We start from the raw sequence: 18721 nt of genomic DNA on the forward strand, positions 1-18721 counted from the left end.
TAAACTGGGCGCATACCGCGGGAGCCCGCAGCAGCCATGGAGCCGCTGCCCGGCTGAGAGGGCGTCAGAGCCGACCGCTTGACCTGATCCGGCTAGTACCGGCGTAGGGAAGGAATTTTTCATGGGCACGCAAGTAGGCTCACAAGCCGGCCGTGAAGCCGTGGCCGCAGATGACGCCACCGCCCGGGATTGTTACACCGGAGCCGTATCCACTGACGGAATCACCGCAGGGGACGTCACCGCAGACGTTGCCGTGATCGGCGGCGGGGTGATCGGCCACGGCATCGCCTTCGAGGCCAGCCGCGCGGGCCGGTCCGTGGTCCTGATCGATGATGTTCCCGGTACAGGAGCGAGCTGGGCCGCGGCCGGCATGCTCGCCCCTGTCAGCGAGCTGCACTACCAGGAGGAGCAGCTGCTGGAACTGATGCTCGAGTCTTCCCGGCTGTGGCCCGGATTCGCGGCCGGGCTCGACGCCGGTCCCGCCGGCCAGGACTCCCGGACGGGTACCGGGTATTTGACGACCCCGACCCTCGCCGTCGGGGCGGACGCGGCGGACCGGCGCGCGCTCGCGGACCTGAGGGAAGTCCAGAAAGCCTCCGGCCTCAGCGTGGAACCGCTGACAGTGCGCGAGGCACGGGGCCGGGAGCCCCTGCTGAGCCCCGGCATCTCGTGTGCCTTCGACATCCCGGCCGACCACCAGGTGGATCCCCGCCTGCTGATCGCCCGGATTGCCGGCGTCCTGGCCGCGGAGGACCGCGGCAGCTTCATCCGGCGGCGCGCTGCAGGGCTGCTGTGGCAGGACGGCAACGTTGCAGGGGTCCGCCTCGATGGCGGCGGTACCGTACGCGCCGCGGAAACCGTGGTCGCCAACGGGCTCGGCGCCGCCGATCTTGATGAATTGCCCGCCGGGCTCACCCTGCCGCTGCGGCCCGTCTACGGTGACATCCTCCGGCTCCGCGTGCCCGCGCACCTGCAGCCGCTGCTCACTGCCACCGTGCGGGGGATGGTGCGCGGGGTCCCGGTGTACATCGTGCCCCGCCAGGACGGCACCGTGGTGATTGGCGCCACCCAGCGCGAGGACGGCCCGTCGGATCCCCAGGCCGTGTCGGCCGGCGGCGTCTACCAGCTGCTGCGGGACGCCCAGCAGCTGGTGCCCGCCGTCGCCGAACTCGAGCTCCTGGAAGCCACGGCGCGGCCCCGGCCAGGCACGCCGGACAACGCCCCGCTGCTGGGCCGGGTTGCCCGCCCGGACGGCGGGGATGTCCCCGGACTCATCATCGCCACAGGTTTCTTCCGGCACGGCGTCCTGCTCACCCCGGCGGCTGCCGCCGTATGCCGCCAACTCATGGACGGGACGCCGGACCCGCGCTGGGCCGGTTTCCGCCCCGACCGTTTTTCCCGCATCCCGGACACGTCCGGGGACAGTCCCAAGAAGGAAGCAGCATGAACATCAGACTGAACGGAACGGAGCAAAGCGTCGCCGACGGCGCCTCCGTCAGCACCCTCGTCAGCCAGCTCACGGGCCGGAGCATCGGCCCCGACGGCCAGGCCGCCGACGGCCGGAAACTCGGTGTCGCCGTGGCCCGCAACGCCGAAGTGGTGCCGCGCAGCCAGTGGCACGCCACGGCGCTCGCCGACGGCGACGACGTCGAACTTGTCACGGCAGTCCAGGGAGGATGACCAGCATGAACGAGACCACACTGGCAGGAACACCGGCCGTGCAGGCGCGCGGGGCGGTGGCCGATCCATTGGTGATCGATGGCGTGGCGCTTGGGTCCCGCCTCATCATGGGCACCGGCGGCGCGCCGAGCCTGGACGGGCTGGGTGCGGCGCTTGTTGCCTCCGGAACCGAGCTGACCACGGTGGCGATGCGCCGCTATTCGCCGGCGGAGACGGGCTCGCTGTTCCAGCTGCTCGAGGACCAGCAGATCCGGGTGCTGCCCAACACGGCCGGCTGTTTCACCGCCAAGGACGCCATCCTCACAGCCGAGCTGGCCCGCGAAGCCCTGGAAACGGACTGGGTCAAACTCGAAGTCATTGCCGACGAGCACACCCTGCTGCCGGACGCCGTCGAACTCGTGGACGCAACCGAACAGCTTGTCGCCCGCGGCTTCAAGGTCTTCGCCTACACCAATGACGACCCCGTGCTTGCCCTCCGGCTGGAAAACCTCGGCGCCACGGCCGTGATGCCGCTGGGCGCCCCGATCGGTACCGGCCTGGGCATCCTGAACCCGCACAATATCGAGCTGATCGTCTCGCGGGCGTCCGTGCCGGTGGTCCTGGATGCCGGAATCGGCACGGCCTCGGACGCGGCGCTGGCGATGGAACTTGGCTGCGATGCCGTGCTGCTGGCAACGGCCGTGACCCGGGCCCAGAACCCCGTGCTCATGGGGGAGGCCTTCAAACACGCTGTCATCGCCGGTAGGCTGGCAAAAAAGGCCGGCAGGATTCCGCGCCGCGAGCACGCCCTGGCGTCCTCGGCGATGGAGGGCCGGGCCGAGTTCCTGTAGGCGATTTCCTGTAGGACAGGGTCCGGCTTTGCCTCCGGCCCATTCGCCGCCAGTTCATTCGCCGATCCAGTTCATTCGCCCAACCAGCACAGGAGCCTGCAGTGGCAGCCACGGACGACGTCCTTACCCGGCCACAGATCGATCAGGCCCTGGCGGGCCTTCCGGATTGGCGGTACCGCCTGGGCGGCCTGGTGACGGTCTACAAATGTCCGACGTCGGCCGCGGCGCTGGAGCTTGTTGCCGCCGTCGGGCGCGTGGCCGAGGACCAGAACCACCACCCGGACCTGGACTGGCGCTACAACCGCGTGTTCCTGCGCTTCACCTCGCACGACGCGGGCACGGAGGTCACGTCCCGGGACGTCCGGGCCGCGGCGGCAGTCAGCGGGGCGGCCCAGGGCGTCAGTGCCGCCGCAGAGCCGGGCCTGTACCGGACGGTGGACATCGCCATCGATTCGGAGGACCCCGCCGGAGTTTCGGAGGTTTGGCGGATCGCCCTCGGCTACCGCAAGGGCCGGTTCGGCGACCTCGTGGACCCCTACGGACGCGGGCCCGGACTGTGGTTCCAGGAGACCTCCACCCCGAACGCCAACCGCATCCACCTGGACATCCACCGGAGCAAGGCCGAATCCGGGCCCGTCCTGGAAAAGACTGCGGCGACCGGGGCCTTAATGAACCGTGACCACGCACCCAAGTGGGTGGTGGTCACGGATGCGCAGGGTAACCGGCTGTGCCTGTGCACCGAGGACGGCCACGGGCCGGACCTGCCGGCGTAGCGCCTAGAGCTTCAGGATGGCGGTGAGCCGATCGGTGTCCTGCCGGGTCCGGGATTTGCCCAGGTAGATAACGGCCGCGATCGACGCCGCCGCGCCGAAGACCATCGGCAGGATCCACGGGATCCAGGTCAGGCCCGGCTGGTAGCCAAACCCGGCCGCCATGAAGATGATCCAGCTCAGCATGCCGACGGCCGTTGCAACTCCCGCCGGGACGCTGATCCCGTATTTCGTGTGCCGTTTGTCGTTGGCCCACACCACAAAGCCCGCAGCAACGGTCACCATGGCGACCACAATCAGGGAAAGCATTCAGGACACCTCGCGCTAGTCAAGAAAACGGCTGTGAAACGGTTTGGAAAACCGGCTGTGAACGGGTTGTGAAGCCGCTCCAACGCCGGCCGGGCTGAGCCTAGAGTGCGCCGAAACCGACGCGGCGGGCTTCTTCTGCCCCGATTTCAACGTAGCCCAACACGTTGGCGGGGACGATCACCAGGCGGCCCTTGTCATCCTTCAGACGAAGTTCGCCGCCCTTGGCGATCGCGTCGCCCACCACCTTGGCGACGGCGTCGGCGTCCTGGGCCGATTCGAGGACAATTTCTCGGCCAATGTTCTGAATACCAATCTTTACTTCCACAGCAAGGCCTCCCAGCCAGTCAAAACCGAATAAACGTCTAAGGTCAATCTCTAGTTGTACTCTAGGTCTCTTTGGGGAAGCGGGAGATTCCGCGCCAAGCTAAACGGTAGATCAGGTCGCTGGCCACATCGAGGTCCAGGTTTCCGTCCGTTTCCAGCCAGTACCGGGCGCTCACCTGGGCCAGCCCGGCCAGTCCGCGGCCCAAAAGCTGGGATTCCAGTTCCGGAAGCTTGGTGTCCTCGGCGATGACGCGCGCGACGGCGTCGGCAAAGGTCTTGTTGAAGGCTTCCAGCCGTGCGCTGACGTCGGGATCGTTGATCAGGTCAGATTCGAAGACGAGCCGGTGCGCCTGGTCGTCGTGGGCGATGAAGCGGAAGTAGGCGCGCATGACCGCCTGGACGCGTTCGTCATTGTCCGTGGTGGAGTTCAGGGCGCCCAGCAGGAGGTCGATCAGCTTGCTCAGGTGGCTGTCCAGCAGGGCCAGGTAGAGGTCCCGCTTGGACGGGAAGTGCTGGTACAGCACCGGCTTGCTGACATGGGCGGTCTCGGCGATCTCATCCATGGCGGCCCCGTGGTAGCCGTTCGCCACGAAGACCTCCTGCGCTGCCGCCAGCAGCTGCGCCCGGCGTTCATCACGGGGGAGCCGTGCCGAGCGCTGTCCGCTCCGCGTTTGCCCGGCCGGCGGTTTGCCGGTCTCGTCCCGCTCCACCGGTGCCTGATGAACCACTGTCGGCCTTCTTTCCCTCTACATCCACTTGCCCGCAGGGCACTCAACTGAAAAACACTCAACTGAAAAGAACCCTACGGAAAAGCACTCAACTGCTGTGCACTGCATTCAACTACACTTTACGCGCGGGTAATATGACCTGGCGGTATCTTCGGGCATAGATTGAAGTATGGCTTCCAAGTTCACCGCCCCCGGTGCCCCCGCAACGCCCCCGACGCAGCTGGATCCGCTGCCAGGACCGCTGGTTGACCCGGCATCGGAGCTCAGCCTTGCGGAGGTGGAACGCTATTCGCGCCACCTGATCATTCCCGAGATCGGCGCGATCGGCCAGCGACGCCTCAAGAACGCGAAAGTCCTCGTGATCGGGGCAGGAGGCCTGGGATCCCCGGCCCTGCTGTACCTCGCCGCCGCCGGTGTCGGCACACTGGGCATTGTTGACGACGACGACGTCGACCTCAGCAACCTCCAGCGGCAGATCATCCACGGCGTCGCGGACGTGGGCCGGCCCAAAATCGAGTCCGCCCGCGATGCCATTGCGGCCCTTAACCCGCTGGTGGACGTCCGGCTCCACAACGTCCGCCTCGACGCGTCCAACGCACTGGAACTCTTCGCCGACTACGACCTCATCCTCGACGGCGCCGACAACTTCGCCACCCGCTACCTCGTCAACGACGCCGCCGCCATCCTCGGCAAGCCCTACGTCTGGGGATCGATCTTCCGCTTCGACGGCCAGGTAAGCGTCTTCTGGGAACAGTTCGGGCCCACGTACCGGGACCTCTACCCGGAGGCGCCCCCGGCCGGATCCGTGCCCTCCTGCGGCGAAGGCGGCGTGTTCGGCATGCTCTGCGCCGCTGTCGGAGCGCTGATGGTGACCGAGGCCGTCAAACTGATCACCGGCGTCGGCCGGTCCCTGCTGGGCCGGCTGGCCCTCTATGACGCGCTGGGCGGGACCTGGCGCGAGATCAAAGTGGCCCGGGATCCCGCGGCCGAGCGGATCACCGAACTCACCGATTACGAGGCGTTCTGCGGGATCACCCCGACGGCGGACGCGGGAACCGAGCACACTGTCACGGCCACCCAGCTCGCCACGATGCTGGCCTCGCGCAAGGCCGGGCTCAAGGACTTCCAGCTCGTGGACGTGCGGGAGCAGGGGGAGTACGAGATCGTCCGCATCGACGGCTCGGTGCTGATCCCGCAGGGCCGCATCCTGGCCGGGGAAGCGTGGCCGGAACTGCCGCAGGATGCCGATATCGTCTTCCATTGCAAGGCCGGAACACGGTCCGCCGCCGTCCTGTCCGCCGCCCGTGCCGCCGGGTACCAGCGCGTCAGCCACCTCGAAGGCGGCATCCTTGCCTGGGTGCGCGACGTCGAACCCGGGAAGCCGGTGTACTGAGCCGGTGTACTGAGCCGTTTTACTGAGACCATGACCCAGAACAACAGCGAGGAACCCACCATGACATCCCAGCGCAAGATTGGCTCCGGCTTTGGCCGGGATTCGACGGCGGCCGAGGTCATTGCCGGCATCGACCTGACCGGGAAAACCGCGATAGTCACGGGCGGCTACTCGGGCCTGGGCCTGGAGACCGTGCGGGCCCTGGCCTCCGCCGGCGCCAGCGTTGTGGTGCCGGCCCGGCGGCCGGAGCACGCCCGCGATGTCCTGGCAGAGGCCGGGTTGTCGCCGGAAACCGGCGGCGGCGATGTCAGCGTCGCCGCACTGGATCTTGCCGACCAGGCCAGTGTGAAGGAGTTCGCCGCCGGCTTCCTGGCCGGCGCGGCGCCTGGCACGAGCCGCGGCCTGGACATCCTCATCAACAATGCCGCCATCATGGCAAGCCCGGAGCACAGGGTGGGTCCGGGCTGGGAAGCGCAGTTCGCCACGAACCACCTTGGGCACTTTGCCCTCACCAACCTGCTGTGGCCGGCACTCTCCGCAGCGCCGGGAGCCCGCGTGGTCTCGCTGTCCTCCACCGGCCACAAGCTCTCGCCGATCCGCTTCGATGACATCAACTTCGACGCCGGCTACGACAAGTGGCGGGCCTACGGCCAGGCCAAAACGGCCAACGCGCTCTTCGCCGTCCAGCTCGACGCCCTGGGCCGTGACTTCGGCGTGCGCGCCTTCGCTGTGCATCCCGGCGGGATCATGACCGAACTGCAGCGCCACCTGCCGCGCGAGGAGATGATCGCTGCAGGCTGGATGGACGAGCACGGCACGCTCGACCCCCGGTTCAAGACACCGGCGCAGGGCGCCGCCACCTCAGTTTGGGCCGCGACGGCGCCGGCCCTGGAGGGGATGGGCGGCGTCTACTGCGAGGACTGCGAGATTGCCGAACCCACGGTGACGGGATCGCCCGCAGCCAGGATCAGGGGCGTGGATGCCCATGCCGTGGACCCGGAAGCCGCCGCACGGCTGTGGCAGGTGTCGGCCGAAATGACCGGGATCAACGCTTTCCCCGGGTAAACCAGTTGAACAGCGTAGGCGGGTAAACCAGTTAAACCGGGTAGGCGCGGGAGCCGGTGGGCCGTGGAGGCGCGGGAACCGGCTACGCGGTTTCGCGGATGTCGCCGGCGCCGTGGTTCCCAGGGTTGTGGTCCGCGGTGCCGGGGCCCGCATCGGTGTGATCCACGGGGCACGCGGCCGCGGTACCGGGAGCACCGGCGGAGGGCTCCACCGTGATGCCGTACAGCGCCTCCAGGGCGGCAACGTAGGCGTCCTGCTGACCGTTGGAAGCCAGCTCGCGTGCCCGGACGGTGGGGACGTGCAGCAGTTGTTTCACCATGCGGCGCAGGGCGAACTCGACTTCCTCCGCGGCGGCGGTGCAGCCGTGCCGGGCGCGGACCTTTTCCATTTCCGCGTCCAGGACGTTCATCGTGTGGCGGCGCAACGCGACAATCGCCGAGTCCACCGACCGGGCCTCGCGCTCCTGTTCGAAGGCGCTGGCCGCCCCGGACACGATGCTGCTGGCCTGTTCGAGCGACTCCGCCTGTTCCTGCGGCGCCGCGAGGCGTACGGATTCCAGCGTGAGGAGTTCGACGCCGTCGAGGTCGCCCACGGCGGGGTCAAAGTCATGGGTCAGGGCGAGGTCGATCGCGATGAGCTGCTGGGGCGAGTTCGCCCGGATCCGGGCGAGTACGTCCGCTTCGACCCGGCTGTCGGAGCCGCTGCAGCCGATCATGACGTCGGCCGCGGCCACGGCCACCGGAAGCGTCGCCTCGTCCAGGGCAGTACCGCCCCGGGTGGCAACGAAACCTGCGGCGCGGCCGGAGGAGGAATAGACATGCACATCGGTGCAGCCGCGTTCGCGCAGCAGCGACATGGTGGCTCCGGCGTAGGCGCCGGTCCCGAAGACGACGGCTTTCTTGGCGGACCAGTCAGGGTTTTCCGAGAGGTCCGTGGCCAGATCCAGCGCCACGGAGACGATGGAGAGGCCGCGCGAACCCAGCGCCGTCTGGGCGCCGACGTCTTTGGCGGTTTTGGAGGCGGCCTGGAACAACCGGACCAGGCCGGAGCTGGCGGTGCCCTCGTGCTGGGCGGTGATCAGGGCGCGGCGCACCTGGCCGGCAATTTCGCGTTCGCCGACCACGGCGGAATCCAGCCCCGAACTGACCGCGAAGAGGTGCTGGCTGACCTCGGCGCCGGTCCGGGTGCTGAAGGCGCGGGAGACGAGCTGATCGTTGAGTCCGCTGGCACCGCTGATCTGCGTGATGAGGGCTGCCCGGGCTGCGCCGACCGCGTCGGCATGGGGGGCCTCGCCATAGATTTCCAGGCGGTTGCAGGTGGCAAGGACAACGGCACCCGCCACGGCCGGCGATCCGGCGAGGGCGGATGTGGCGAGCCCTGAAGCGCCGGTGCTCAACTGAGCAACGGTTTCGAGGTCGATGTCGGCGTGTGTAGCCACCAATGAAAAAAGAACCACAGCATCACCATCATAGCTTTTTCGTGCCCGTGTAGAACAACTGTCCGGGAGTGGGCTCAGGCACGCTGGCCTGTGATTCCCGCCACGGCGCAGCACTCGTGGCCAGTGTGAGAGTCGGCGTGACAGGCTGTCGTTATCTTTTGGACACAAATTTGGGCACAATCGAAGTCATGACTCCAAGCGCTGCGGCACGTGCCGGCACGACAAATTCCAGTACGTCCGAGACCGGTGCAGCAGACAGTGCTGCCAACAAGGGCGCCGTCGCCGGTGGCGCCAGCGGCCTCGATGCCGGCCACCCGCTGATGGACGGCCGCACGGCGGATTCGCCGCTGATCACCGCCTACCGCGGCGGCAAGCCCTCCCGCCGCCCCGTCTGGTTCATGCGGCAAGCCGGCCGCTCGCTGCCCGAATACCTCAAGATCCGTGAGGGCGTGGCGATGCTGGACTCGTGCCTGCGCCCCGAGCTGGCGTCCGAGATCACGCTGCAGCCGGTCCGCCGCCACGACGTCGATGCCGCCATCTTCTTTTCGGACATTGTCATCCCGCTCAAGCTGGCCGGCGTCGGCGTGGACATCGTGCCCGGCGTGGGCCCCGTCCTGGACGTGCCGATCCGCACGGCCGCGGACGTCGCCGCCCTGCCGCAGCTGACCTGGGAGGCCCTGGAGCCCATCCGCGAAGCCGTCCGGCTCACCGTGGCCCAGCTCGGGAGCACCCCGCTGATCGGTTTCGCCGGCGCGCCCTTTACCCTCGCGGCCTACATGGTCGAAGGCAAGCCGTCCCGCGACCACCTCGGCCCGCGCACCATGATGCACGCCGATCCGGAAACCTGGACTGCGCTGGCCAACTGGGCCGCCGACGCCTCCGGCATGTTCCTCCGCGCCCAGCTGGAGGCCGGGGCCTCGGCCGCGCAGCTCTTCGACTCCTGGGCCGGTTCACTGGGACTGGCCGACTACCAGCGCTTCGTTGCGCCGGCGTCGTCCCGTGCCCTGGACCATGTGCGCCACCTCGGCGCACCGCTGATCCACTTCGGCACAGGCACCTCGGAACTGCTCGTCGCGATGCGCGACGTCGGCGTCGACGTCGTGGGGGTCGACTACCGGCTGCCGCTGGACGAAGCCAACCGCCGCCTCGGCGGCACCGTTCCGCTGCAAGGCAACATCGACCCGGCCCTGCTCTCGGCACCATGGGAGATCCTCGAAGCGCACGTCCGCGACGTGATCGCGGCCGGTTCCGCCGCGCCCGGGCACGTGGTGAACCTCGGTCACGGCGTGCCGCCGGAGACCGATCCCGACGTGCTGACCCGCGTGGTCGAACTCATCCACTCCATCGCTCCGGAGTAACGGCGTGGACGCAGGCGCCGCCGGGGCGCCCACGCAGCGTACCGCCGTCGTGATCGGGGGCGGGATTTCCGGCCTGCTGGCGGCCCGGGAGTTCGCCCGCGCCGGCGTACCCACCACGGTCCTGGAAGCCAGTGATGTTTGGGGCGGCTGCGTCGGCAGCCATGCCGTGGCCGGATTGACCCTGGACAGCGGGGCGGAGTCTTTCGCGACCCGCACGTCCGCGGTGGCCGATCTTGCCGCGGAGCTTGGGATTGCCGGCGAGATCGTCGCGCCGAACCCCGGCGGAGCCTGGGTCCAACTGCCGGACGGCCCGCGTGAACTGCCCAAGACGGGGGTGCTGGGCATCCCGGCCAGCCCGTGGGACCCGGAAGTCCGCCGGTCACTGGGTCTGCTGGGTTCCCTCCGCGCCTCCGTCGACGCCGTACTGCCGGCCTCGCTGGGCACGGGGGCCGAGGCCACGAGCGTGTCCGAGCTTGTCCGCCGCAGGATGGGCAGGCGTGTGCTGGACCGGCTCGTCGCACCGGTGGTCGGCGGTGTCCACTCGGCCGACCCCGCAGTGCTCGACGTCGACATGGTGGCCCCCGGGCTGCGGGCCGGGATCCGCCAGCACGGTTCCCTCGCCGCCGCCGTCGCGGCGCAGCGCCGGGGAGCGCAGGTCCAGCCCGCAGGGCTGCAAAAGACCGAGTCCGCAGGGCTGCGGAAGGCCGGCTCCGCCGTCGCGGGCCTCCGCGGCGGAATGCATACCCTCGTGGCCGCGCTGCTGGCCGATCTGCGCCAGCGCGGCGTCACCCTGCTCAGCGGCACACCCGCCCGGTCCGTTCGGCGCACCGCCGACGGCTGGCAGGTCGTCACGGACGGGGCCACGTTCGACGCCGGTCTCCTGGCCGTTGCGCTGGACGGTCCCGCCGCCGTCGCGCTCCTGGCCGGATCCCTGCCCGAACTTGACCGGCTTCGCCCCGATGCAGGACCCGACGTCAGCCTGGTCACCCTCGTGGTGGATCTCCCGGCCCTGGACGCGGCGCCACGTGGCACCGGCGTCCTCGTGGCCCCGCAGATCCTTGGCCTGCAGGCCAAGGCGCTGACGCACGCCACCGCCAAGTGGGCCTGGCTGGCGGACCGGACCGGGCCCGGAAGGCACGTGCTTCGGCTCTCCTACGGACGGGCTGATACTCCCCGGGCTGTTGTTCCCCGTGCCACGCCCGAATCCCGTGGCGGGGGAGCCGCGCCGGCGCCTCGCACGGACCAGGAACTGTTCCGGGCCGCGCTGGCTGACGCTTCCGCGCTGCTGGGCGTGCCCGTCAGCGCGGACGATGTGGCGGGCTGGGACGTGGTCCGTTGGGCCGGGGCGCTGCCGTTTGCGTCCCTCGGCCACAGGCAGCGCGTCGCGGCCGTCCGGGGCATCTGCGCCGCTGACGGCACGCTTGCCGTCGTGGGCGGCTGGCTGTCGGGGAACGGCCTGGCCGCGATCGTCGCCGACACACCGGCGCAGGTCAGACGCCTGTTGACGTGAAATTGCCGGCCGCGGAGGCGTTTCTGCCAGCCCCTGGCGCACCCTCAGCCACAGGAACCACAACGGCTCCAAAGACACCCTGAACCACTCCGCCCCCATGGGTTACTTGCCGGTATTCCGCGGTTTTTGGCAGGTTTTCCCTCGCCGTGGATTCCGGCTAGGCTCGATGACCATGGTTATTTTCAGGTCCAAGGTGTCAACAACGAAGACCAGAGGCCATAGGAGCCTCCGACGCGGCGCAGTGGCAGCCGCACTCGGGGCGGTATTGGCTGCAACCGCGGGCGTTCCGGCCTCCCATGCGGCCACGGAATTGTCCGCGGCGGCGTCCACTCCGCCGACGGCCCAGGGCTCGCTGACCCTCGGCCTGGACGACGTGCTGGACAGCCTGCTGGGCTCCTCGACGACGCCGAGCTCCTCGCCGTCTGCCAAGTCGGAGTCCACCCCGTCAAAGTCGCCCTCGCGCAGCAGCAGCCCTCAGCCCACGATCCCCGAGTCCTCCAGCCCCGCCCCGAGCAGCCCCCAGCCCAGCACTCCGGAACCCACGGCCTCGGGCACCGGCGCCCCGCCGGCCAGCACTCCGTCCGCCACAGCCGCACAGCCGTCGGCGCCGCAGGGCCCCGGCGCGCCGGTGACTGCCCCGGAGACGGGTGTGCCCGCCGCAGGCGGGGCGGCCGGATCCGTTCCGACGCTGCCGGGCAGCGGACAGGCTGACGGCCAGCCGGCCGGGAGTGGCAGTGGTGCCGAACAGGCGTCCGGGTCCCAGCCCGGAGCCGCTGCGCCGGCCGCCGGCACCCCGGCGTCGACCTCGGCCGCAGCGCGGCCTTCCTCGACCGGTTCAACCACGGCGGAATCGACCAGTGCGCGCACCACGGGCAAGGGGCATTCGGGGAATTCCTCCCTGCAGGCCACGGCAGCAGTGGAACCCGCAGGACCGTCTCCGCTGATCGGCTGGGGCATCTGCCTGGTGGCGGTCTCGATCGGCGCCGGCGTTGCAGCCGTTCGGATGCGCCGGAGCTGACCGCCCGCCTGCCGCGCACACGACACCGCACCCGGCAGCCCACTGCACCGCGCACACCAAGCACCGCGCTCCCCACTGCACCGCACCCGCCTCCGTGTGAAATAAAGCACTTCTACAGCTCGTAGAAGTGCTTTTTTTCGACTTAGCTGGAGAGAGGAGGCACACTGGTATGCATGAGCCACACTTCTGCCGAATCTGTCACTAAAACCGGAATGTCAGCCCCCGGAGAATCAGTCGCCGGGGCATCGGCGTCCCAAGATTCAACTGAGCAGTTCTTCACCCTCTGGACCGTTTTCAAGCGGTCCGCGGACGTCCTGCGCGGCGCCGACGCAGCCGAGGACTTCGAATCCCTCATGAAGAGTCTCGCCGAAGCCGGCGTCGTCCACCGCGGCAGCTACGACGTTTCCGCCATGCGCGCCGATGCGGACATCATGGTCTGGCTGCACGGCCCCCGGCCTGAAGCGCTGCAGCGCGCGGTCCGGGACATCCGGCGCAGCAAGCTGTTCGCCGGCACCGAGATCGTCTGGTCCGCCATGGGCGTGCACCGCGAGGCCGAGTTCGCCAAGAACCACACCCCGGCATTCTCCCGCGGCGTGGAACCCGCAGAGTGGCTCTGCGTCTACCCCTTCGTCCGCTCCTACGAGTGGTACCTCCTCCCGGACGCCGAGCGCGGCGCCATGCTCCGCGACCACGGCATGCTGGGCCGCGACTTCCCCCAGGTCATCTCCAACACCGTCTCCTCCTTCGCCCTGGGCGACTGGGAATGGATCCTCGGACTGGAAGCGCCCGAACTCGTCGACCTCGTGGACCTGATGCGGCACCTGCGCGCCACCGAAGCCCGCCACCATGTCCGGGAAGAGATCCCCTTCTACACGGGCCGCCGCGTCACCGCCGCCGAGATTGCCGAGGTCCTTGCATGAGTCCGCTGGATCCCCAGGAATCCGCCGCCTCAGTAACCGCCACGAACACCGTCACCGATGCCGGCCGGATGGCCCCCAAAGAGTATGACGCTGTCCTGCTCGCCTCCTTCGGCGGGCCCGAAGGCCAGGAGGACGTTATCCCGTTCCTCCGCAACGTCACCCGCGGCCGCGGCATCCCCGACGAACGGCTCGAGGAGGTCTCGCACCACTACCGGGCCAACGGCGGCATCAGCCCCATCAATGGACAGAACCGCCAGCTCAAGGCCGCCCTCGAGGCCGAACTTGCCGGCCGCGGCATCGGGCTGCCCGTGTTCTGGGGCAACCGCAACTGGGACCCGTACATCCCGCAGACCCTGCAGGAGATCTACGACGCCGGCCACCGCAAGGTCCTCATGCTCACCACGAGCGCCTACTCCTGCTACTCCAGCTGCCGCCAGTACCGTGAGGACATCGGCCTGGCGCTGACGGAAACCGGTCTCGACGGCAAGCTCGAGGTCGACAAGGTGCGCCAGTACTTCGACCACCCCGGCTTCGTGGAACCGTTCATCGAGGGCACCGCCGCCGGACTCGCCGACGTCCGCGCCCAGCTGGCCGCGGCCGGCACCCCCGACGCTCCGGTGCACATCGTGTTCGCGACGCACTCCATCCCGACCCGCGACGCCGAGGCAGCCGGGCGGTCCGAGGGCGAGCCCCGCCAGTTCGAGGAAGATTCCGCCTACGCCGCGCAGCACCTGGCCAACGGGAGCGAGATCATCCGCCGGGTGGAGGCCGGGACGGGCCTCACCGCGCCGTGGTCCCTCGTCTACCAGTCCCGTTCCGGGGCCCCGCACGTGCCGTGGCTGGAACCGGACATCAACGACGCCATCGAGGAGCTCGCCGGCCAGGGCGTCAAGGGCATCGTGATTGTGCCCCTGGGCTTTGTCAGCGACCACATGGAAGTCGTCTGGGACCTGGACACCGAGGCGCTGGAGACCTGCGCCAAACTGGACCTCGCCGCCACCCGCGTCCCCACCCCCGGAACGCACCGCAAGTTTGTGGCCGGTCTCGTGGACCTGATCTGCGAACGGACCACCGCGAACAACATCGCCGAACGGCCCCACCTGACCGATCTCGGCCCGTGGTACGACATCTGCCGCCCCGGCTGCTGCGCGAACTTCCGCGGCGACAAGCCCACCATCGCCGGAGCCGACACCACGGTGGGGACGGGTCACGCGCCCTACCCGGCCACACCCGCGGCTGAGGACACGGCTGAGGACATGGGTGCACGGGCGGCGGGCCGGGGGACCCCATGACCGTCCGGATCGGCACCCGCGCCAGCAAGCTTGCCCTGACCCAGACCCAGCAGACCGCGGACCAGCTTGCCGCCGTCGGCGGGTTCCCTGTTGAACTGGTCCACATCCGGACCGAGGGCGATGTCCTGAAAGGCTCGCTGTCCCAGATGGGCGGAACCGGCGTCTTTGTCGCCGCGCTGCGCGATGCCCTGCTCCAGGACAAATGCGACGTCGCCGTGCATTCGCTCAAGGACCTCCCGACGGGTCCGGCCCTCGGCCTGAGCCTCGCGGCCACGCCGAAACGCGGCGACGTCCGGGACGTCCTGTGCGCCCGGGACGGGCTCAAGCTCGCCGACCTGCCAAACGGTGCCAGCGTCGGCACTGGGTCTCCCCGCCGCGCGGCCCAGCTCCGCGCCGCGCGTCCTGACCTGGACATCCGGGACATCCGCGGCAACGTGGACACCCGGCTGGGGCGCGTCCCCGGGCTGCCGGGCAACACGACCGACGCCGTCGTCGACGGCAAGTCCTGCGACCTCGACGCCGTCGTGCTCGCCGCCGCCGGGCTGCACCGGATCGGCCGGCTCGATGCCGTCAGCGAGTACCTCGAAACCGACGTCATGCTGCCCGCCGCAGGGCAGGGTGCCCTGGCGATCGAATGCCGCACCGCCGATGCGCCCCGCCGGGCCGGTTCCACGGCGGGCTCCCAAGGGGTGCTGGCGCAGGCCCTCGCGGCCCTCGATGATCTTGACACCCGGCTCGCCGTGACGGCCGAACGCGCACTGCTGGCCCGGCTCGAAGCCGGATGCGCCGCCCCCGTGGGAGCCTACGGCTACCGCAAAGGCAGCATGCTTTACCTCGAAGCCGTAGTCTGCGCGGTCGACGGCACGGCAACGGTCCGCGACAAGAAAGCCACCGACGGGCTCACCGAAGTCGGGGCGACGCTGCTGGGGATCGAGCTGGCGGAAGTCCTGCTGGCCCGCGGCGCCGCCGACATCGCGGACCTGGCCGCTTCCTGAACCGCGGATTCCACGACTTCATGGGACGGCACAGCGACCGCAACCACACGGACGGGCCATCAGGCATGAGGGTGCCGGACGGTGCCCGGGTGCTGGTTGCCCGCGGCCCGGACCGCGCGGGGGAGCTCGTCACGGCCCTGCGCGGTGTCGGAGCCGAACCCCTGCTCCTGCCACTGATCGACTTCGAGCAGGCCAACGACCAGCACTCCCTCGACGTCGCCTTTGACGCCCTCGGTGCCGGGGCCTACACGTGGCTGGTGATCAGCAGCGTGACCACCGTCCAGGCCCTCGAGGCGAAGGCCGCCGAACGCGGCACCTCGCTCAGCGACTGGCTGCCCGGCCGCCTCCTCGTGGCCACGATCGGCCCGGCGACCCGCCGGGTCCTGGAATCCCGGGGCATCAGCGTCGACCTTGCACCCAGGGGACAGCAATCCGGAACCGGCCTGCTCGACATCTGGCCCGAGAACCAGGGCAGCGTACTGCTGCCCCAGGCGGACATTGCCGACCCGCGGCTCCGCAAGGGCCTCGAGGCCCGCGGCGCCTCCGTCCAGGCCGTCACCGCCTACAACACTGTCGACTATCCGGCCGACCCGCGCCGCGCCTTGCCCGCCTGCCCGGTGGCCGTGCCCCAGGCCTTGGCACAAGAGGGCAGTCCAGCCGGGGAGGACGCACCCGTGCTCACTGCGGCCGAGGCGAAGGTGGAAATCGGTGCCGGCCGGCTGCACGCCGTCGTCGCCGCCTCGCCCAGCGCCGCCCGCCGCATCCACGCGGACCTCGCCCCGCTGGGCAACTGCCGCTTCGTCGCCATCGGGCGCTCGACGGCGGCCGAGGCGGAGTCCCTCGGACTCACCGTCGCCGCTGTCGCCCAGGAACCGACGGCGTCGGGCCTGGTCGCCGCCGTCGTCCGGTCCCTTGACCACCAGCCCCCCTCACCTCATCCGTCAGTCGCAGAGCCCTCAGCAAAGGACACCATATGAGCTTCCCGACCCACCGGCCACGCCGGCTCCGCACCACCCCGGCCATGCGCCGGCTGACGGCCGAACACCGGCTCTCGGCCTCGGAGCTCATCCTGCCGGCCTTCATCCGTGAGGGCCTGACCGAGCCCAACCCGATTGCCTCAATGCCCGGCGTGCAGCAGCACACCACCGAGTCACTCAAGCGGGCCGCCGCCGAGGCCGTGCAGCTGGGCGTCGGCGGCATCATGCTCTTCGGCGTCCCCGCGGTCCGGGATGCGCGCGGGACGGCCTCCCTGGACCCCGACGGCGTGCTGAACAAAGCCATCCGCGACGTCCGCGCCGAGGTCGGCGACGAGCTCGTGGTCATGAGCGACGTGTGCCTGGACGAATTCACTGACCACGGACACTGCGGTGTCCTCGACGCCAACGGCTACGTCGACAACGATGCCACCCTGGAGATCTACGGCCAGATGGCGGTCGCGCAGGCCGAGGCCGGCGCCCACGTCCTGGGCCCCTCCGGCATGATGGACGGCCAGGTCGCCGTGATCCGGCAGGCCCTCGAGGACGCCGGGCACGCCAACACCGCCATTGTGGCCTACGCCGCGAAGTACGCCTCCGCGTTCTACGGCCCGTTCCGCGAGGCCGTGGACTCGCAGCTGACCGGCGACCGCCGCACGTACCAGATGGACGCCGCCAACCGGCGGGAAGCCATCCTCGAGGTGGACCTGGACCTGGCCGAAGGCGCCGACATGGTCATGGTGAAGCCGGCCATGAGCTACCTGGACATCCTCGCCGACGTCGCCGCCATGAGCCCGGTCCCCGTGGCCGCCTACCAGATTTCCGGCGAGTACTCGATGATCGAGGCCGCCGCCGCCAACGGCTGGATCGACCGCCGGGCCGCGATCACCGAGTCTGTCCTGGGCATCAAGCGCGCCGGCGCCAACATGGTGCTGACGTACTGGGCGAGCGAGCTTGCCGGCTGGCTGAAGGAGTCCCGGTGAGCACGGCCCCCGAGCCCCGGGTCTCCGCTCCCGTTTCCACGCCCACGGCCCCGGTGGGACCCAACCGCATCCTGCTGGGCCTGAACACCTTCGGCGACGTCGGCGTCTTCCCGGACGGGCACCCCGTCCCGCACGCCCAGGTCCTGCGCCAGCTCCTGGAACAGGCCGAGCTCGCGGAGGAGGTCGGCCTGCACGCCTTCGCCGTGGGGGAGCACCACCGCCGCGATTTTGCGGTGTCCGCACCCGAAGTCTTCCTGGCCGCCGCGGCCGCCCGCACCAAGCACATCCGGCTCGGTTCCGCCGTGACGGTCCTCAGCTCCGATGACCCGATCCGGGTTTTCCAGCGCTTCGCCACGGTGGATGCCATCTCCAACGGCCGCGCCGAGGTGATGCTGGGCCGCGGATCGTTCATCGAATCCTTCCCGCTGTTCGGCCTCGACCTGGCCGACTACGAGGTCCTCTTCGAGGAAAAACTTGAGCTCTTTGACAAGGTCCGGGCGCAGAAACCGGTCCATTGGGAGGGCCGCACCCGGCCGGCCCTCAGCGGACTGAGCGTCTATCCGCCGCTGGAACACCACCTTCTGCCGACCTGGATCGGCGTCGGCGGCACTCCCGAGTCGGTGCTTCGGTGCGCCGAGTACGGCTACCCGATCATCTTCGCGATCATCGGCGGCCAGCCGCGGTCCTTCGCGCCCCTGGCCAACCTCTACCGCGAGGCGATGGCCAAGTACGGCCACCCGATGCAGCAGATGGCCACGCATTCACCCGGCCACGTCGCCGCCACGGACGAGGAAGCCCGGGAAGAGTTCTTCCCGCACTGGCTCGACCAGCGGAACCGGATCGGGGCCGAACGCGGCTGGGGTCCGGCGAGCCGGGGCGAATTCGACGCGATGTGCACGCCCGAGGGAGCCCTGTACGTGGGCTCGCCGGAGACCGTGGCCGCGAAGATCGCGCTGCTCAAGAAGAACCTGGGCGTGGACCGGTTTGACCTCAAGTACAGCAACGGCACCCTGCCGCACGCGGCCATGATGCGCTCCATCGAACTGTTCGGCACCGAAGTGGCGCCCCGCGTCGCGGCGCTGCTGGCCGGGCCGTCTGCCGGTTCGCCGGCGGCGCACTGACCGGGCCGGCGAA

General features: G+C 69.6%; 19 protein-coding genes and 1 riboswitch. Of the genes, 15 read left to right on the plus strand and 4 right to left on the minus strand.

Annotated features, from left to right (window positions below; all coding sequences use genetic code 11):
• Positions 1-7 precede the first annotated feature (7 nt).
• Positions 8-128: riboswitch (TPP riboswitch) on the plus strand.
• The 4 genes from thiO (at position 122) to AC1DDO_RS10115 (ending at position 3283) form a co-directional block, all read left to right on the plus strand.
• Positions 122-1447, plus strand: coding sequence for a glycine oxidase ThiO (thiO, locus tag AC1DDO_RS10100; protein ID WP_476868630.1), 1326 nt, complete (start codon positions 122-124; stop codon positions 1445-1447). (Overlaps the previous riboswitch by 7 nt.)
• On the plus strand, positions 1444-1680 hold the full coding sequence (thiS, locus tag AC1DDO_RS10105; RefSeq protein ID WP_390204050.1) for a sulfur carrier protein ThiS: 237 nt from the start codon (positions 1444-1446) through the stop codon (positions 1678-1680). Before thiO ends, thiS begins: the two co-directional genes overlap by 4 nt.
• Positions 1681-1685: 5 nt before the next feature.
• On the plus strand, positions 1686-2510 hold the full coding sequence (locus AC1DDO_RS10110) for a thiazole synthase (RefSeq protein WP_441407364.1): 825 nt from the start codon (positions 1686-1688) through the stop codon (positions 2508-2510).
• A gap of 101 nt (positions 2511-2611) precedes the next feature.
• Positions 2612-3283: a 4a-hydroxytetrahydrobiopterin dehydratase gene (locus AC1DDO_RS10115; RefSeq protein WP_476868629.1), complete on the plus strand. Its 672-nt coding sequence runs from the start codon at positions 2612-2614 to the stop codon at positions 3281-3283.
• A gap of 3 nt (positions 3284-3286) precedes the next feature.
• Here AC1DDO_RS10115 and AC1DDO_RS10120 read toward each other — a convergent pair whose 3' ends face one another.
• From AC1DDO_RS10120 to AC1DDO_RS10130, 3 genes are all read right to left on the minus strand, one after another.
• Positions 3287-3589: a hypothetical protein gene (locus AC1DDO_RS10120; RefSeq protein WP_476868628.1), complete on the minus strand. Its 303-nt coding sequence runs from the start codon at positions 3587-3589 to the stop codon at positions 3287-3289.
• 100 nt (positions 3590-3689) lie between these two features.
• A complete protein-coding gene (locus AC1DDO_RS10125; RefSeq protein WP_441407367.1) occupies positions 3690-3914 on the minus strand; it encodes a DUF3107 domain-containing protein in 225 nt (74 codons plus the stop codon).
• 61 nt (positions 3915-3975) lie between these two features.
• Entirely contained in the window at positions 3976-4623 is a 648-nt protein-coding gene (locus AC1DDO_RS10130; protein ID WP_476868645.1) for a TetR/AcrR family transcriptional regulator, read from the minus strand.
• Between the two features lie 187 nt (positions 4624-4810).
• Between AC1DDO_RS10130 and moeB the strand changes: the two genes are divergently transcribed.
• Positions 4811-6034, plus strand: coding sequence for a molybdopterin-synthase adenylyltransferase MoeB (gene moeB, locus AC1DDO_RS10135; RefSeq protein WP_476868627.1), 1224 nt, complete (start codon positions 4811-4813; stop codon positions 6032-6034).
• Positions 6035-6064: 30 nt separating this feature from the next.
• Positions 6065-7099 (plus strand): SDR family NAD(P)-dependent oxidoreductase, encoded by a 1035-nt coding sequence (locus tag AC1DDO_RS10140; RefSeq protein WP_476868626.1) that lies wholly within the window; start codon positions 6065-6067, stop codon positions 7097-7099.
• An 82-nt stretch (positions 7100-7181) separates the two neighbouring features.
• On the opposite strand, the gene AC1DDO_RS10145 is transcribed toward AC1DDO_RS10140, so the two are convergent.
• Entirely contained in the window at positions 7182-8555 is a 1374-nt protein-coding gene (locus tag AC1DDO_RS10145) for a glutamyl-tRNA reductase (protein ID WP_476868625.1), read from the minus strand.
• A 170-nt stretch (positions 8556-8725) separates the two neighbouring features.
• Between AC1DDO_RS10145 and hemE the strand changes: the two genes are divergently transcribed.
• From hemE to AC1DDO_RS10190, 9 genes are all read left to right on the plus strand, one after another.
• Positions 8726-9895, plus strand: coding sequence for a uroporphyrinogen decarboxylase (gene hemE, locus AC1DDO_RS10150; RefSeq protein ID WP_476868624.1), 1170 nt, complete (start codon positions 8726-8728; stop codon positions 9893-9895).
• 4 nt (positions 9896-9899) lie between these two features.
• Entirely contained in the window at positions 9900-11405 is a 1506-nt protein-coding gene (gene hemG / locus AC1DDO_RS10155; RefSeq protein WP_476868623.1) for a protoporphyrinogen oxidase, read from the plus strand.
• A gap of 241 nt (positions 11406-11646) precedes the next feature.
• Positions 11647-12423, plus strand: coding sequence for a hypothetical protein (locus tag AC1DDO_RS10160; protein WP_476868622.1), 777 nt, complete (start codon positions 11647-11649; stop codon positions 12421-12423).
• Between the two features lie 173 nt (positions 12424-12596).
• Positions 12597-13343 carry a hydrogen peroxide-dependent heme synthase gene (hemQ, locus tag AC1DDO_RS10165; protein WP_476868621.1) on the plus strand — a complete coding sequence of 249 codons (747 nt, stop codon included), beginning with the start codon at positions 12597-12599 and terminating at the stop codon, positions 13341-13343.
• Complete coding sequence (locus AC1DDO_RS10170) at positions 13340-14635, plus strand: ferrochelatase (RefSeq protein ID WP_476868620.1); 1296 nt, start codon at positions 13340-13342, stop codon at positions 14633-14635. Before hemQ ends, AC1DDO_RS10170 begins: the two co-directional genes overlap by 4 nt.
• Positions 14632-15630: a hydroxymethylbilane synthase gene (gene hemC, locus AC1DDO_RS10175; protein ID WP_476868619.1), complete on the plus strand. Its 999-nt coding sequence runs from the start codon at positions 14632-14634 to the stop codon at positions 15628-15630. The genes AC1DDO_RS10170 and hemC overlap by 4 nt, the downstream gene beginning before the upstream one ends.
• Before the next feature lie 20 nt (positions 15631-15650).
• Positions 15651-16607, plus strand: a complete 957-nt coding sequence (locus AC1DDO_RS10180; RefSeq protein WP_476868618.1) for a uroporphyrinogen-III synthase — start codon at positions 15651-15653, stop codon at positions 16605-16607.
• Positions 16604-17587 carry a porphobilinogen synthase gene (hemB, locus tag AC1DDO_RS10185; protein WP_476868617.1) on the plus strand — a complete coding sequence of 328 codons (984 nt, stop codon included), beginning with the start codon at positions 16604-16606 and terminating at the stop codon, positions 17585-17587. The genes AC1DDO_RS10180 and hemB overlap by 4 nt, the downstream gene beginning before the upstream one ends.
• Positions 17584-18708 (plus strand): LLM class flavin-dependent oxidoreductase, encoded by a 1125-nt coding sequence (locus tag AC1DDO_RS10190; RefSeq protein WP_441407379.1) that lies wholly within the window; start codon positions 17584-17586, stop codon positions 18706-18708. The genes hemB and AC1DDO_RS10190 overlap by 4 nt, the downstream gene beginning before the upstream one ends.
• The last annotated feature ends 13 nt before the right edge of the window (positions 18709-18721 follow it).

It is taken from the genome of Arthrobacter sp. 10N43, from assembly GCF_056394525.1.

Coding starts and splice junctions, on each gene's coding strand:
- thiO (WP_476868630.1), top strand. CDS start 122: ATGGGCACGCAAGTAGGCTCACAAGCCGGCCGTGAAGCCGTGGCCGCA.
- thiS (WP_390204050.1), top strand. CDS start 1,444: ATGAACATCAGACTGAACGGAACGGAGCAAAGCGTCGCCGACGGCGCC.
- AC1DDO_RS10110 (WP_441407364.1), top strand. CDS start 1,686: ATGAACGAGACCACACTGGCAGGAACACCGGCCGTGCAGGCGCGCGGG.
- AC1DDO_RS10120 (WP_476868628.1), bottom strand. CDS start 3,589: ATGCTTTCCCTGATTGTGGTCGCCATGGTGACCGTTGCTGCGGGCTTT.
- moeB (WP_476868627.1), top strand. CDS start 4,811: ATGGCTTCCAAGTTCACCGCCCCCGGTGCCCCCGCAACGCCCCCGACG.
- AC1DDO_RS10140 (WP_476868626.1), top strand. CDS start 6,065: ATGACCCAGAACAACAGCGAGGAACCCACCATGACATCCCAGCGCAAG.
- hemE (WP_476868624.1), top strand. CDS start 8,726: ATGACTCCAAGCGCTGCGGCACGTGCCGGCACGACAAATTCCAGTACG.
- hemQ (WP_476868621.1), top strand. CDS start 12,597: ATGAGCCACACTTCTGCCGAATCTGTCACTAAAACCGGAATGTCAGCC.
- AC1DDO_RS10170 (WP_476868620.1), top strand. CDS start 13,340: ATGAGTCCGCTGGATCCCCAGGAATCCGCCGCCTCAGTAACCGCCACG.
- hemC (WP_476868619.1), top strand. CDS start 14,632: ATGACCGTCCGGATCGGCACCCGCGCCAGCAAGCTTGCCCTGACCCAG.
- AC1DDO_RS10180 (WP_476868618.1), top strand. CDS start 15,651: ATGGGACGGCACAGCGACCGCAACCACACGGACGGGCCATCAGGCATG.
- hemB (WP_476868617.1), top strand. CDS start 16,604: ATGAGCTTCCCGACCCACCGGCCACGCCGGCTCCGCACCACCCCGGCC.